This is a genomic window from Bacillus sp. AK031 (assembly GCF_053903065.1).
The window spans coordinates 3139517-3153772 of sequence record NZ_CP096424.1 but is presented as its reverse complement, the minus strand read 5'-3'; the positions used below and the strand labels follow the sequence as shown (position 1 = coordinate 3153772).

Sequence of the window (14256 nt, the reverse complement as noted above, 5' to 3'; positions counted from 1 at the left end):
AGGAGAGCCCGGATTATTCCGGGCTCTTGGTGTTCACTCTACATTCAGAAGGGGCTCCTTTGGTTCAATTATCGATGGAACTTTCAGCAATTTTACTTTCCTTTATTCCTTCATGTGGTCTTGTGGCTAAACTGAACTTCCGGATGTAAAAACCGGGAATCCCCTGGATGGCAAAAGCACTGATCAGAAGGACCAATGACTGCTTATACGAGAGCTGCATCAACAATAACGGAGATAAACTTGCGCCGGTCAGGAGGATAAATGAGTATAAGCTTAAAGCCTTCCCCCTGTCAGCTTCAGCCGAGTTGCCGATAAATGTAATAATTGTGGGGATCAGCAGTGAAATTGCAGACACAAATGTTATTGAGGATAAAAGATAAATGAAGAGCTGTGAGAAAAATAGGAGCGCCAGGATACTCAGGCTTCCCAGCACGAGACCCAAGAAAAGTGTTTTGGTCTCCCCGAGCTGTTTAATGAAGAAACCTGTAAATAAGGACAATGAAGCTCCCAATAACCCAACAGAACGGATGGCCAGCAATTCACCGGACGTTCCAGGGTAATAGCGGGACAAGCTTTCATAATAGCCTACAAAGGTGAAGAGAAGGAGAAAAACAACTGCATAACATATTAAGAGCGGCGGCCGCTTCAAAATGGAAATGTAACCGGAAATGGACAAGCCTTTAGTGTTAGGCTGCTTAGTCGCGGGGAGTTCACTGAACCCAAACAGAAACAGGCTTCCATAGATAGCTGCAAAGAAATAAAAGACCGTTTGCCAGCCAAACCAATTTGAAAGAGAGCTGCTGATAATTTGTCCCAGTATACCAGCTGCGAGAAATCCAGAGTTTATTAGAGCCAGCAGCAGTGTCCGCTAATTGGTTTCAAACAGTTCATAGCTATAGGCAAAAGCAACTGGCGCAAAGCTTCCAAGGAAAAATCCTTGTACTCCCCTGGTGATATATAAGCTCCATTCATTTGTCGAAAACGCAACGAATGCCGTGGCGAGTGCTGAAATCCCCATACCGAATACAATGATCGATTTCCTTCCAACCAGATCTGAAATGCCCCCAAACAAGAATAAACCGGCAGCATAGCAAAAGGTAAATATGCTTCCTGCAAGAACCACTTTATCAGCTGCAATGGAGATGGATGATCCGACAACTTCATAAATCGGGATCAGGGTATAGATATTGCAGGCAACGAACACAGCCATAATCACTAACAGGGCTTCTACACGAAAAGAAGAATGTTTCAAACTATATCCCTCCCTGTTTTAAAATATGTCAGGCAGGCCTGCCCCGTTTTCGGTATTTCACAGGCCAGGAAATTTCCAACTATTAATGAACCTGCCGCTCCCGACAGAATGGACTCAGTGTATTATAATGGACCTAGACAATTTTTTAACATACCTAATGGATATAATGGTAAATGGTTAACTTTTTATTTATTAAGACAGTAAAAGGTGCTGTGGAATCATATGTCCATATCACGCACCTTGCAATCCGCAAGCACTATTCAAAATATGAAAACAACAAGAGCTTATGATTAGATAAATAGATGAAACAGGGAGTGGGAACATGTCGGTCAGATTTATTTTGGGACGTGCCGGAACAGGCAAAACCAATATGATATTGAATGAAATCAAAGAAAAGCTGAGACAGGAACCAAATGGCAGTCCTGTCATTTACTTAGTTCCTGACCAGATGACATTCCTTTCTGAATACAATTTAGTGAACGAAGAAGGGATAAACGGGATGATCCGTGCGCAAGTCTACAGCTTTACAAGACTTGCCTGGAGAATTCTGCAGGACACAGGCGGACTAAACAGATATCACTTATCAAACATCGGTCTGAATATGCTGATCCGAAAGATTATCGATGATAAAAAAGACCAGCTTAAATTATTTTCAAGAGCTTCAGATAAGTCAGGCTTTATTGAGCATGTAGAAGTGATGCTCACTGAATTCAAGCGTTATTGCATCTCTCCGGAAGAACTGGCGGAGAGACGTGAGAATGCGGTGCAAAATGGGCAGGAGTCTAAAGCATTGTCTGACAAACTGCACGATCTGCAGTTGATTTATGACAGCTTTGAAGAAAACCTGTCTGGAAAGTATATAGATTCGGAAGATTATTTCAGCTTATTGGAAGAGTCAATAGAGAAGTCTGATTTCCTGAAGGATGCAGAGATTTTCATAGACGGCTTCCACAGCTTCACTCCACAGGAGTATGCAGTCATCGGGAAGTTGATGGATTATTGTCCAAAAGTCACGGTTTCATTAACCCTTGAGCAGTCCTTAAGTCAAAATAACCAAACAGAATTATTCCGAATGACTTCTGAAACTTATGAGGCGCTTTCACAAATGGCCGAAGTTTCCCGTGGAGGAATAGAAGATACAGTGGTTTTGGACAAGGCGATCCGGTTCACTGATCCGGGACTCGGGCATCTAGAGGCTGAATTTGAGAATAGGCCGGCATTGGCATTTGAAGGAGAAGCCGGGATGTACCTGCTGGAAGCTTCCAACCGGAGGGCTGAAATAGAAGGAATCGCCAGGGAAATCAGGCGGCTTGCCCGTAAAGAAGATTACCGATATAAAGACATGGCTGTCCTCGTCCGCAATGGGCAGGAGTATCAGGAGATTATTGAGACGGTATTCTTTGATTATGGAATTCCTTACTTTATCGATCAAAAGCGGAAGATGCTTAACCATCCCCTGATTGAACTTATACGGTCCACGCTGGAAATCATGAACAGCAACTGGAGGTATGAGCCGGTATTCAGGGCGGTCAAGACAGATTTGCTGTTTCCTTATGATCGAAATCCACAGCAGTTAAGGGAGAAAATGGACAAGCTTGAAAACTATGTCCTTGCCTATGGGATACAAGGTGACAAGTGGACGAAAAAAGACAGGTGGATCTATAGAAGATTCAGAGGACTTGAACAAGCGGATGTTCCTCAGACTGATAAAGAGAGGGAACTGGAACATGAGATAAATGAGCTCAGGTTATTTATTTCTGCACCTATCCTGAGATTTGGACGCCGATTAAAGAAAGGGAAAACGGTACAGGACTTATGTGAAATCGTGTATTTATATCTGGAAGAGCTTGATATTCCATCCAAGCTGGAGAGGCTTCGCCAAGATGCTGAGAACAGGGGTGACATCATCTCTGCACGGGAACATGATCAGGCTTGGAATGCAGTAATGGATCTCTTAGATCAATTTGTAGAAATATTAGGAGATGAGGAGCTGTCGGTAAAGAAGTTTGCCTCCATCATGGATGCAGGAATTGAATCGATGCGGTTCTCCCTGGTTCCCCCGGCAGTGGACCAGGTGATGATTGCAAACCTGGAGCAGTCAAGGCTGGCTGATTTACGGGCGGCTTTTGTAATTGGAGTAAATGACGGTGTTCTGCCTGCCAAGATAACCGAAGATGGGATTTTCTCCGATGAAGACAGGGAGAAGCTGTCCGCTTCCGGTTTTAACATCGCGCCAAGCAGCAAAACGCGCCTGTTGGATGAAGAATTCATTGCCTATAAAGCTTTTACGGCACCATCAGAGAAACTTTATGTATCTTATCCAATCGCCAATGAAGAAGGAAAGGCACTGCTGCCTTCACCATACATCAAGAGGTTGGCAGAGTTATGTCCTCATTCAGAAATTAGCTTGCTGGTCAATGACCCTTCAGAGCTTCCAAAAGATGAACAGCTTTCCTATGTATGTCACCCGAACGTGACGATTTCTTATCTGACGTCCAGTCTACAGGCCAAAAAAAGAGGTTACCATATACATGATTTTTGGTGGGATGTGTATAACTCTTATATTTCTGACTTGTCATGGAAAGAGCGTGCAAAACATATTCTTTCCAGTCTTTTCTACCAAAACAAGGGAAAAACATTAACGGAAGCAACAAGTCAGGCATTATACGGGGATGAAATACTGGCCAGTGTTTCCAGGATGGAGCTGTTCCATGGGTGCCCGTTCTCCCACTTCGCCAATCATGGGCTTAAACTGCGCGAGCGGGATATTTACCGTTTGGAGGCACCGGATATCGGTGATATGTTCCATGCAGCATTAAAATGGATATCAGAGGAGATCGATAAGCATGGTTTATCCTGGAAACAGCTGACAAAGACACAATGCCTGGAACTCGCAAGGGAGGCTGTAATGTCGCTTGCGCCAAAACTTCAGCATCAGATTCTGCTCAGTTCCAATCGCCATCACTATATAAAGAAAAAGCTGCAGGATGTAATCGGAAGAGCCTCTTTAATATTGAGTGAGCATGCGAAGGCAAGCGGATTCGCACCTGTGGGGCTGGAACTCGGTTTTGGACCGAAGGCAGAACTCCCGCCATTTTCGTTTACTTTAAAGAATGGTACGAAAATGGCCCTGCAAGGACGGATTGACCGGGTGGATAAAGCAGAAAGTGCTGAAGGGGTATATTTGCGAATCATTGATTATAAATCCAGTGCAAGGGACCTTGACCTCACTGAAGTCTATCATGGGTTATCATTGCAGATGCTGACCTATCTGGATATTGTTCTGACGCATTCCCAAAAATTGATCGGAGCGGAGGCCCACCCGGCAGGTGTTTTCTATTTCCATGTCCATAATCCCATGGTGAACAGCAAAAAAATTCTCACCCTTGAGGAGATAGAAGAAGAAATCTTCAAAAGTTTCAAGATGAAGGGATTGGTCCTCGGGGAGACGGATGTTGTGCGTATGATGGATGAATCACTGGAATCCGGAAGTTCAAATATCATTTCAGCAGGTTTGAAAAAAGACGGCACATTATCCTCCCGTACAAAAGCGGCAGACAGGACCCAATTTGATTTGATGAGGTCGCATGTCAGGAAGCTCTATAATAAGTCGGGAAATGACATAATGGCCGGGAAAACGGATATAGCCCCATATAAATTAAAAGACAGGACACCCTGCCAATTTTGTTCGTTTAAGTCCGTATGTCAATTTGATTCCTCGCTTGAGGAAAATGAGTATCGTATCTTTCCAGAAGAAAAACCTGCTGATCTAATGCAAAAGATGAAAGGAGATGAGGGTGTCCATGAATAATAACGTGCCTGTTAAACCAGAGAATGTGACCTGGACGGATGACCAATGGAAGGCGATCTGGGCGAAAGACAGGGACATTCTGGTGGCTGCGGCTGCAGGATCCGGTAAAACGGCGGTACTTGTAGAACGGATCATCCAGAAGATCCTCGCGAAGGAAGACGGAATTGATGTTGACGAGCTGCTTGTCGTTACATTCACGAATGCTTCAGCAGCAGAGATGAGGCACAGGATCGGGGAAGCATTGGAAAAAGCGATTTCTGCTGATCCGGGATCTTACCATCTGAGAAAGCAGTTGAGCCTGCTGAACAGGGCATCCATTTCAACTCTCCATTCATTCTGCCTTGAAGTGATCCGAAAATATTATTATTTGATCGACATCGATCCCGGCTTCAGGATTCTCGATGATACTGAAGGTGAACTGCTGAGAGATGAAGTGCTTGATGAGCTGTTTGAAGAAGAATACGGAAAAGAAAATAACGATGCTTTTTACAAACTGGTAGATACCTTTACAAATGACAGGAGTGACGCGGCTCTCCAGGATATGATCCGCAAACTTTACGACTTTTCCAGGTCCCATCCAGACCCGGATGCCTGGCTTGGCGAGCTGGTGAAGATGTATGAGGTGGAAGAAGAGGATAGTATCGATGACCTTCCTTTTATAGAAGCATTGAAGTTTGATATTTCCCTTAGTCTAAAAGGAGCGGAATCACTGTTTCAACAGGCATATGAAATGGCAAAGGAACCGGGGGGGCCATCGCCGCGTGCCGAGAATTTCCTTGATGACCTTGCGGTTACGGAGAGGCTGGCCACTGCCTTTCAAGCATCATGGAGTGAAGGGCACAGCCAATTTCAGAATTTAAAGTTCTCCAGGCTGAAACCGTGTAAAGGCGATGAGTATGATGCTGAATTAGTCGAGGAAGCGAAGGGCCTGAGGGATAAAGGAAAGAAGATGATTGAAAAGCTCGCCGAGGATTTCTTCATGCGCAAACCTGAAACCTACCTGAGGGATATGAAGAAAATGAGAGGGACCGTGGAATCACTTGTTGAAGCAGTGAGAGGATTCAGCAAAAAATTCAATGACCTGAAGAACGAAAAAGGAGTTGTGGATTTTGCGGACCTTGAACATTTTTGTTTGGAAATCCTGAACGACAGAGAAGCGGCAGAGGATAAGGGACTTAAACCTTCCTTTGCTGCATTGGAATACAGAAAACAGTTTAAAGAGGTCCTTGTCGATGAATATCAGGATACCAACCTTGTACAAGAATCTATTCTGGGACTTGTAACGGCTGACGGAGAATCTACAGGGAATCTGTTTATGGTGGGAGATGTGAAACAATCCATCTACCGGTTCCGTTTGGCAGAACCAAACTTGTTTCTAGGCAAATATAACCGTTTCACAGTTTCCGGGTTGGAAGCTGGAATGAAAATAGATTTATCCAGAAATTTCAGGAGCAGAAGGGAAGTCCTTGAAGGGACAAACTATTTGTTCAAACAAATCATGGGAGTTAACGTCGGTGACATTGAGTATGATAGTGAAGCTCTGCTTGTGAAAGGGGCAACGTATCCAGAAGATGAAAAATATCCAATTGAGGTTGCCATTATTGATCAGTCAGATGATGAAGCTCCGGCTTCCGGTAATCCGTCAGACAATGAAGGAATCCTCTATGATGAAGGGGATCTGGAAAAATCAGTAATTGAAGCACGCTATATGGCTCGAAAGGTAAAAGAGCTCATCAGTGAGGGAAGGGAAATCTATGACCCGAAAGCCGGGCGATATCGAACGCTTCAGTACAGAGATATCGTCATTCTCCTCCGTTCAATGCCGTGGGCTCCAGAAATAATGGAAGAATTCAAGAAACATGGAATTCCGATCTATGCCAATCTTTCTTCTGGATATTTTGAAGCGACCGAGGTTGCGATTATGCTTTCCCTGTTGAAAGTGATTGATAATCCCTATCAGGATATTCCGCTTGTCTCGGTCCTCCGCTCGCCAATAGTCGGATTGGATGAAGAAGGGCTTGCGGAAGTAAGGATTCATTCAAAGTCCGGAACGTTTTATGAAGCGGTCCAGAAGTATATAGGCAAAGAGTCTGGCGGTGTCAGCAATGAAGAAGTCCATGAGAAGTTAAGCAGGTTTCTTTCTGACCTCACAGTATGGCGCACAAAGGCAAGGCAGGGAGCACTTGCGGAACTCGTCTGGCAGTTATACAGGGATACCCGCTTCTATGATTTTGCAGGAGGGATGCCGGGAGGAAAACAAAGACAGGCGAACTTAAGGGCATTGTATGACCGTGCACGCCAATATGAAGAGACTTCCTTCAGAGGGTTGTTCCGCTTTCTTCGTTTCATCGACAGAATGAGGGAACGCGGGGATGATCTGGGCGCAGCCAGAGCATTAAGTGAGCAGGAAGATGTTGTCCGCATGATGACTATCCATTCAAGCAAAGGTTTGGAATTTCCCATTGTCTTTGTTGCAGGATTGTCGCGCCAGTTTAATTTAATGGATCTGAACCAGGCATATCTGCTTGATAAGGAATATGGATTTTCATCGAAATACCTTGATCCAGAAAAACGGATCAGTTACCCTTCATTGCCTCAGCTTGCATTTAAACGCAAGAAGCGGCTTGAAACAATTGCAGAAGAGATGAGGGTTCTCTATGTCGCTCTGACACGGGCTAAGGAAAAGCTCTATCTATTGGGCACTGTAAAAGATGCAGAAAAAGCAATGAAACAATGGAAAAGTGCTTTACGCCATCAGGACTGGCTGCTTCCAGACTTTGAAAGGGCCAAGGCGATGAGCTTCATGGACTGGATTGGTCCTGCATTAGTGAGGCACCAGGATTGTGCCCATTTAAATCAAGGCGCAGCCATACCGGCTTTTGTTTCCCCTGAAATCAATTCCCATCCCTCCTGCTGGAAATTGGATATATATCCTAAATCATACTTCCTAATGTTAGGGGATGAGGATGGAGCAGAGGAAAACGAGTGGCAGGAAAAAGTGAAAGAAGGCTTGCCTGTTGAGAAGGAATCAATGGATAAGGAAGAAATAACCGAAAGGCTTAACTGGAACTATCCATACGCAGAGGCATCGGTGCTGCCTTCGAAACAATCTGTTTCTGAAATCAAGCGGATGTTTGAAATTTCGGATGAGGCAAGCAGCGACAGGATGGTCAGGAAAATTCAAAAACCGATTTTCAGGCGCCCTAAATTTCTGCAGTCCAAGAAGTTGACACCAGCAGAAATTGGGACAGCCATGCATATGGTTATGCAGCACATCTCTTTCTCAGAGATGCCGGATGAAGGGTCATTGCAGCAGCTTCTGGAGGATCTTCAGCATAAAGAGCTCTTAACAAAAGAACAGGCTGCATCCATTGATGCATCCAACATTTTGGCGTTTTTCAGGAGTGATATCGGAAGCAGGGTGCTGAATGCAGCGGAAGTCCATCGTGAAGTGCCTTTCAGTATGGCTGTGCCTGTTAACGAAATTGACCCATCTGCAGCCAGTGATTCTGAAACCGTTCTGGTTCAAGGGATTATCGACCTGATTTTCAAAGATGAAAAAGGTTTGGTTTTAGTGGATTATAAAACGGACAGTATTCATGATCGCTACAAAGGCGGTTTTGATGAAGCACGTCCAATACTGCGGGACAGGTATCGAGTTCAGGTAGGTTTATACACGAATGCAGTTGAAAGGATATGGAAGGAAACGATAAATGAGAAGTACCTATTCTTCTTTGATGGCTCCCATATTTTGAATACAGACGAATGATAACAAAAAGGTCCGGGGGATTAATTAAAGCCCGCGGCTTTTTTGTTAACCGGCTTGGAAATGAGCATACTAGGAAGAAAAAACATTTGGCCAGGAGGTGACCGGATTGGGAAAGAGTTCTGTCGGGACTTGTGAGCTGTGTTTGCGGGATGAAGTGGAAACGACCAAGCATCATTTAACTCCTAAGGAAGAAGGCGGAACCTTTCTGCCCACTGCACAGTTATGTAAAGCCTGCCATAAGCAGATTCATTCATTGTACACAAATGAGGAGCTTGCTGTGAGACTTAATACCATAGAAAACCTTCAACTGGATGAAAGAATCGGGAAATTCCTGAAATGGATCCGCAAGCAGCCGGCAACGAAGCTGGTCAAGTCAAAAAAATCGAACGATCGAAAACGAAAGGGAAGGCGATGAAATCATCTGCCTTCCCTTAATTATTTCCTGCAATAGGCTGATCAATCACATTACAATCAAAAGTCGTGTTAGCACTGAAGACATTATACGTAAGCTGGAAAGGGCCGGTATTAAATCCTCCGGAGCCTCCAGTCGTCTTCTGGCTGGATTTGGGGGAGATGATTCCGGCATCACCGAATTGGACATTCCCTCCGCCTACACTCAGAATTTGGACAGGGCCTATAATAGCCGGCATATAAAACATCCTTTATATTCAGATTGATCTATAGTCTTACTTTATGAAACTGTCAAACGAAATGTTCATTCTTCTTCTCTGGGCGTCAACTGCCTGATGTTTTTAACTCTTGATTCCATATAAACGTTACAGGTTTGGCCGATTTGTACCACAGAAGAAAAGGAAATACCGGTGATGTTTATTTTGTTGACCTTGATGGGCCTTTCATCAATTGTTGACACTCTTACAGTTTCAGGCAGTGAGGGCAGAGGAATTGGTTCATGGTATATAGGATACTGGCTGAAATCGCCTTCACTGGAAAAAAATAGCTCTCTTTCTCTTTGAACGGCAAAAGCTTTCGTTTCAGAATTGATCCAGTCAGAATCGCCAATTTCCAGTACTGAGCTGAAAGAGAGGGTTCTTACCTTCATATCATTGACAATCGAATAACGATGACTCATTCAGTATCACCCTTTTGGTGTGAGAGGTACAAAAGGACCTATGATAAGCGACTCTGCTGGTGTATCGAATGTAGAAGCCAGTTGAATGATGTTGGCATCTCCGACTAGAAGAAGGGATGAACTTGATACGGCTTTGACATCCATGATATCTACACATAACTCACGGTTGATCACTTGCAGGTTCATTATTCCCGGCTCCTTTCAGGTTTTCAGGCAGATTTGACATAAATGAAAAAATCGCTGTATTAATATCGTTTTTAACCTTGGAAAAAATCTTATCCTCCCAGGAAACGTCGCTAGTGTTCCTGTCCTGGTGAACAGGCATTGACTGAAGGTAGAATTGTATTCGCTGAGGAATTTGCTTTCTGATATCTTCTTTTATCAACTGATGATACGAAGCATCGATTGATGTTCCAAGCTGTAATTCCGTATCACTGATAATTACTGGGACGTCTTTCTCGATGTAATCTTCTATTCTCGGAATCAGGACCTTTTGCATGTTTTCTAAATCCCCTCCTTGAGGAACAGGGGGGACGGGATAAGGTGAAGGGACCTTATCTTTAACAGCAAAGTCTTCAATGCTGTTCTCAAGATCACTGGGGTTCAGTCCAATGTTCAAGGTTCCTTCCAGTGTCTCTACTTTAAGCTGGTCGAACTTATATTCAATTCTTTCAACATTGATTGAAGGTTTTTCTTTAAGAGAAGAGACTTCTTGCTGCAGCCCGGCAATCAGCTTTTCCAGATTTTTAATTCTGTTGTCCTGCTGGGAAATATAATGGTAAAGCTGCTGATAAGAATAATATTGCTGCAATGCAATCACCTCTTTCTATTATATTTAGCTTGGAGAAGGGGAGGCCAGGGGAACCAGTACTTCTCCTGAACCAAGTTCTGCAGTCGCGCCATTTTTGACAGGTTCAGGAGCAGGCTTGACAAATCCCCCGGTATTATACAAATATGAGGCAGGAAGAATCTGCCCTGATGTTCCAATTTGAAATACAGAGGAATTCGACATTCCCCCTATCTTGATCATTTGGATATGAATGGACTGTTGAACATATAGTTTCATCTACATCACACTCACAAGTTTAAATAGTTTCCTTGGTCAAGCGTATCATCATCAATCGTGTAAGTCAGGGAACTTTCGTTGTAAACGGAGATTCCGTCGCCGGTAATGAAGGACCCCGCTCCAGCAAAGGTTTTTGCTGAAGATACAGGCCTGATTTGAAATACATCCCCGATATGGAAGACGCCGCTTGATCCTACACTGATCACTTGAACAGCTCCTACAAATGCCGGCATACTGTTCACACCTTTTCTCCTTATTTAGATAATGTATCTTATGAAAACATGAGATGATTGTGATAATCGCCTAAATGATTAAAACCAGTTACAATGAGTAGTAGATGAACTTTGAAGAAGGAGACAGGATTATGCAGATACTTCAGCCAGTCAGGCAAAAGGAACGGATCCTTTCACTGGATGTGATCAGGGGATTTTCATTATTAGGAATATTCATTATCAATATGATTTCTTTTCATTCACCATTTTTATATGTTGATCACTATACATGGTGGAAAACCCCTGGTGATCAACAATTGTATCCATGGATTGATATTTTTGTGCAGGCGAGCTTTTACCCGTTATTCGCTATGCTCTTCGGATATGGACTTGCGCTTCAGCAGGAAAGGTCTTTAGAAAAAGGGTCCGGCTTTTATCCGCTGGCAGTCCGTCGGCTTCTTGTACTGCTCGTGATCGGGTGTATTCATGCATTTTTGGTATGGTCAGGGGACATTTTGATTAACTATGCATTAATCGGTTTGCTGCTGCTGTTGTTTATGAAACTGCCAGGCAAAGCATTGATTTGGACTGGGGCACTTTTATTTTTGCTCCCGCAGGTGTTTTTCAGCATTCTGCTTATTTTGGTGAGCTTGACAGATCAAACCGGGGTTGCATTTTATTCAGACATAACAAATATCAAGGATTCAATCTCCGCCTATAGCGGCGGCAGTTTTCAAGAAATCTTTCTTCAGAGATTTGAAGATTGGTATAACGTTAACGGTCCGGGAAATGCATTGTTCCTGATGCTTTCAATCCTGCCGATGATGATAATAGGAGCAGGGGCAGGGAAGCTTCACTTTCTTGAGAGGCTGCCCGATAACAGGAAGCTTTGGCTGTCCTTATTGACTGTTTTTCTGGCAGTGGGCATCTTCTTGAAATCTTTGCCGTTCCTGATTGATGCCAATGTTGCCTACAGCTATATACAAGATATGCTCGGGGCTCCATTCTTATCAGTATCATATGCGGTTCTTCTGGCATTATTAATGATTAGCCGAAAAATTTCAGTTGTCCTTAGGCCTTTGGCAGCTGCCGGAAGGATGTCTCTGACAAACTATTTGATGCAATCCATTGTCGGAACGTTGATTTTTTATAATTATGGACTGGGTCTGTACGGCGAGGTCACTCTTGTAACAGGTACCTGGCTTGCCATTGGAATATTTCTTATACAAGTGATTCTTTCGGAATTGTGGCTCTCCAAGTTCCAGCAGGGCCCAATGGAGAAGTTATGGAGAAAGCTCACTTATAAGTCTGTTTCTTCCTACGGATCGCAGAGTCAAGGAGAAAGAGGATAAATTCCGCCCGCTCCAAATAAAATAATCTTTAATTAAAGCCGGTAAAAACAGACTAAAAAACCATAATCTTTTAATGAAAATTATGATAAAAAGGCAGGGTGGAAAAATGAAGCTGCTATCGTTTAATGTTAATGGTCATGAGACATATGGGGTTGTAAAGGAAAACGGGAAAACCATCTGGAACCTTGCAGAGATGGAAAGGATTTATGACGGAAAAGAGATACTCCCTTCATCATTGCTCGAAGGAATTCAGGAAGGACAAGTATTTACCAAAAGGGTGGAGAAATTAATTATTTTTGGAGAGTCTTGTGAAGAACGATCGAATTTCCTCTATTCATGGGATGAGGTCAGTCTGCTTGCGCCGATTCCAAGACCAGTGAAAAATATTATGTGTGTCGGCAAAAATTACCGCGACCATGTCCTGGAGATGGGAAGCGAAGCGGATATCCCTGAAGATATCATGATTTTCACCAAGGCTCCAACCTCGGTTATAGGAACAGATGCCAAGATTCAATCTCATGCGAAATTGACCGATCAGCTTGATTATGAAGGAGAACTTGCTGTTGTGATTGGCAAAAGAGGTGTTAATATTAGTGAAGAAAATGCCTTGGACCATGTGTTTGGTTATACTGTCCTCAATGACATCACGGCAAGAGATCTTCAAAAGAAACATAAGCAATTCTTTATGGGCAAAAGCCTGGATACCACCTGCCCGACAGGCCCTTGTATTGTGACTTCAGATGAAATAAACCAGCCAGGAGCGCTTGAAGTGACAACATACGTCAACGGTGAACTCCGGCAGGATGGAAATACAAAGGATATGATTTTTCCGGTTGAGCGAATTATCTCTGAGTTATCGGCCGGCATGACACTTGAATCAGGTGATATCATTGCGACGGGGACTCCATCCGGGGTTGGAAAGGGTTTTAAGCCGCCTAGATTTTTAAAGTCTGGAGACAGAATCGAAATCAGCATTGATAAGATCGGCACTCTGGTCAATACAGTCGAATAGAAGTTACAATTTTATGTCGGGACCAGCTATAATTCGTGTTGATGAAGGCGAGTATGGTAAGATAATGAAGATGTAAAGTAATATTCAAGGAGGATATAACATGTTTGATAATACCCATGCCCACATAACAACCTGGGTGATCGGAGTTATTTTGTTCTTTGCAGCAGTGTATCTACATAATAGCGGCAAGAAAAAAGCGATGAAAATTGTTCATATGACATTGAGACTGTTCTATCTATTGATTATCCTTACCGGGGTGCTGTTGTTCTGGAAACACCAGGGGGTCTTCCCAATGCAATACGGTTTGAAATTGCTTGGAGGACTATGGGTAATTGCTATGTTTGAAATGATTTTGGTACGAATGAACAAAGGCAAGAGTACAGGGCTATTTTGGGCTCAACTGATTATCGCCCTGATTGTAACCATTTATCTTGGAGTTTGGCTTCCACTGGGTTTATGGTCTATGGCTTAAGGTTTTGAAAGGCTGTTCCGTCACTGGAGCAGCCTTTTTTGTATCTTCCCTATACCTCTCCACTAGAGAGGAGGACTGTGAGATTGAAGATAAGAAATAGAAAACCCTTGAATTCTTCAAAATACCTCAAGAATCAGCAAAAATATCGAAAAATATATACATTATATCTGAAAATTATGGTATTTTTTATATAAGATAGAAACATATACCCGTTTAAAAT

At 43.3% G+C, this 14256-nt stretch carries 12 protein-coding genes and 1 pseudogene; 6 read left to right on the top strand and 7 right to left on the bottom strand.

From position 1 onward, the window contains the following. Nucleotides 1-64: 64 nt before the first annotated feature. Nucleotides 65-1210 (bottom strand): annotated as a pseudogene (locus M1E09_RS16125) (MFS transporter). Nucleotides 1211-1574: 364 nt separating this feature from the next. Here M1E09_RS16125 and addB point away from each other — a divergent pair. The 3 genes from addB to M1E09_RS16110 all read left to right on the top strand — a co-directional run bounded on the left by addB (nt 1575) and on the right by M1E09_RS16110 (nt 9247). Then, on the top strand, nt 1575-5063 hold the full coding sequence (gene addB, locus M1E09_RS16120) for a helicase-exonuclease AddAB subunit AddB (protein WP_456271860.1): 3489 nt from the start codon (nt 1575-1577) through the stop codon (nt 5061-5063). After that, a complete protein-coding gene (addA, locus tag M1E09_RS16115) occupies nt 5056-8832 on the top strand; it encodes a helicase-exonuclease AddAB subunit AddA (RefSeq protein WP_456271859.1) in 3777 nt (1258 codons plus the stop codon). Before addB ends, addA begins: the two co-directional genes overlap by 8 nt. 106 nt (nt 8833-8938) lie before the next feature. Further along, nucleotides 8939-9247 carry an HNH endonuclease gene (locus tag M1E09_RS16110; protein WP_456271858.1) on the top strand — a complete coding sequence of 103 codons (309 nt, stop codon included), beginning with the start codon at nt 8939-8941 and terminating at the stop codon, nt 9245-9247. Nucleotides 9248-9263: 16 nt separating this feature from the next. Here M1E09_RS16110 and M1E09_RS16105 read toward each other — a convergent pair whose 3' ends face one another. The 6 genes from M1E09_RS16105 to M1E09_RS16080 form a co-directional block, all read right to left on the bottom strand. After that, on the bottom strand, nt 9264-9482 hold the full coding sequence (locus M1E09_RS16105) for a spore germination protein (RefSeq protein WP_456271857.1): 219 nt from the start codon (nt 9480-9482) through the stop codon (nt 9264-9266). Between the two features lie 65 nt (nt 9483-9547). After that, nucleotides 9548-9922: a spore germination protein GerPE gene (locus M1E09_RS16100; RefSeq protein WP_456271856.1), complete on the bottom strand. Its 375-nt coding sequence runs from the start codon at nt 9920-9922 to the stop codon at nt 9548-9550. A gap of 6 nt (nt 9923-9928) precedes the next feature. Beyond that, nucleotides 9929-10108, bottom strand: a complete 180-nt coding sequence (locus tag M1E09_RS16095; protein ID WP_456271855.1) for a spore gernimation protein GerPD — start codon at nt 10106-10108, stop codon at nt 9929-9931. After that, the gene (gene gerPC / locus M1E09_RS16090) at nt 10083-10733 is read right to left on the bottom strand and encodes a spore germination protein GerPC (protein WP_456271854.1); all 651 of its coding nucleotides are present in this window, start codon (nt 10731-10733) and stop codon (nt 10083-10085) included. Before gerPC ends, M1E09_RS16095 begins: the two co-directional genes overlap by 26 nt. Before the next feature lie 24 nt (nt 10734-10757). Next, nucleotides 10758-10988, bottom strand: coding sequence for a spore germination protein GerPB (locus M1E09_RS16085; protein ID WP_456271853.1), 231 nt, complete (start codon nt 10986-10988; stop codon nt 10758-10760). 11 nt (nt 10989-10999) lie between these two features. Beyond that, on the bottom strand, nt 11000-11221 hold the full coding sequence (locus M1E09_RS16080) for a spore germination protein (protein WP_456275018.1): 222 nt from the start codon (nt 11219-11221) through the stop codon (nt 11000-11002). A 131-nt stretch (nt 11222-11352) separates the two neighbouring features. Between M1E09_RS16080 and M1E09_RS16075 the strand changes: the two genes are divergently transcribed. The 3 genes from M1E09_RS16075 to M1E09_RS16065 all read left to right on the top strand — a co-directional run bounded on the left by M1E09_RS16075 (nt 11353) and on the right by M1E09_RS16065 (nt 14036). Continuing rightward, entirely contained in the window at nt 11353-12552 is a 1200-nt protein-coding gene (locus M1E09_RS16075; RefSeq protein ID WP_456271852.1) for a DUF418 domain-containing protein, read from the top strand. 106 nt (nt 12553-12658) lie between these two features. After that, a complete protein-coding gene (locus tag M1E09_RS16070; protein WP_456271851.1) occupies nt 12659-13564 on the top strand; it encodes a fumarylacetoacetate hydrolase family protein in 906 nt (301 codons plus the stop codon). Nucleotides 13565-13664: 100 nt separating this feature from the next. Then, nucleotides 13665-14036: a YisL family protein gene (locus M1E09_RS16065; RefSeq protein ID WP_456271850.1), complete on the top strand. Its 372-nt coding sequence runs from the start codon at nt 13665-13667 to the stop codon at nt 14034-14036. Nucleotides 14037-14256: the final 220 nt, after the last annotated feature.

What these genes read in the sequence shown, in the direction of transcription:
- M1E09_RS16085 (WP_456271853.1), bottom strand. Translation starts at nt 10,988, where the DNA reads ATGAAACTATATGTTCAACAGTCCATTCATATCCAAATGATCAAGATA.
- M1E09_RS16075 (WP_456271852.1), top strand. Translation starts at nt 11,353, where the DNA reads ATGCAGATACTTCAGCCAGTCAGGCAAAAGGAACGGATCCTTTCACTG.
- M1E09_RS16105 (WP_456271857.1), bottom strand. Translation starts at nt 9,482, where the DNA reads ATGCCGGCTATTATAGGCCCTGTCCAAATTCTGAGTGTAGGCGGAGGG.
- M1E09_RS16080 (WP_456275018.1), bottom strand. Translation starts at nt 11,221, where the DNA reads ATGCCGGCATTTGTAGGAGCTGTTCAAGTGATCAGTGTAGGATCAAGC.
- addB (WP_456271860.1), top strand. Translation starts at nt 1,575, where the DNA reads ATGTCGGTCAGATTTATTTTGGGACGTGCCGGAACAGGCAAAACCAAT.
- addA (WP_456271859.1), top strand. Translation starts at nt 5,056, where the DNA reads ATGAATAATAACGTGCCTGTTAAACCAGAGAATGTGACCTGGACGGAT.
- M1E09_RS16095 (WP_456271855.1), bottom strand. Translation starts at nt 10,108, where the DNA reads ATGAACCTGCAAGTGATCAACCGTGAGTTATGTGTAGATATCATGGAT.
- M1E09_RS16070 (WP_456271851.1), top strand. Translation starts at nt 12,659, where the DNA reads ATGAAGCTGCTATCGTTTAATGTTAATGGTCATGAGACATATGGGGTT.
- M1E09_RS16100 (WP_456271856.1), bottom strand. Translation starts at nt 9,922, where the DNA reads ATGAGTCATCGTTATTCGATTGTCAATGATATGAAGGTAAGAACCCTC.
- M1E09_RS16065 (WP_456271850.1), top strand. Translation starts at nt 13,665, where the DNA reads ATGTTTGATAATACCCATGCCCACATAACAACCTGGGTGATCGGAGTT.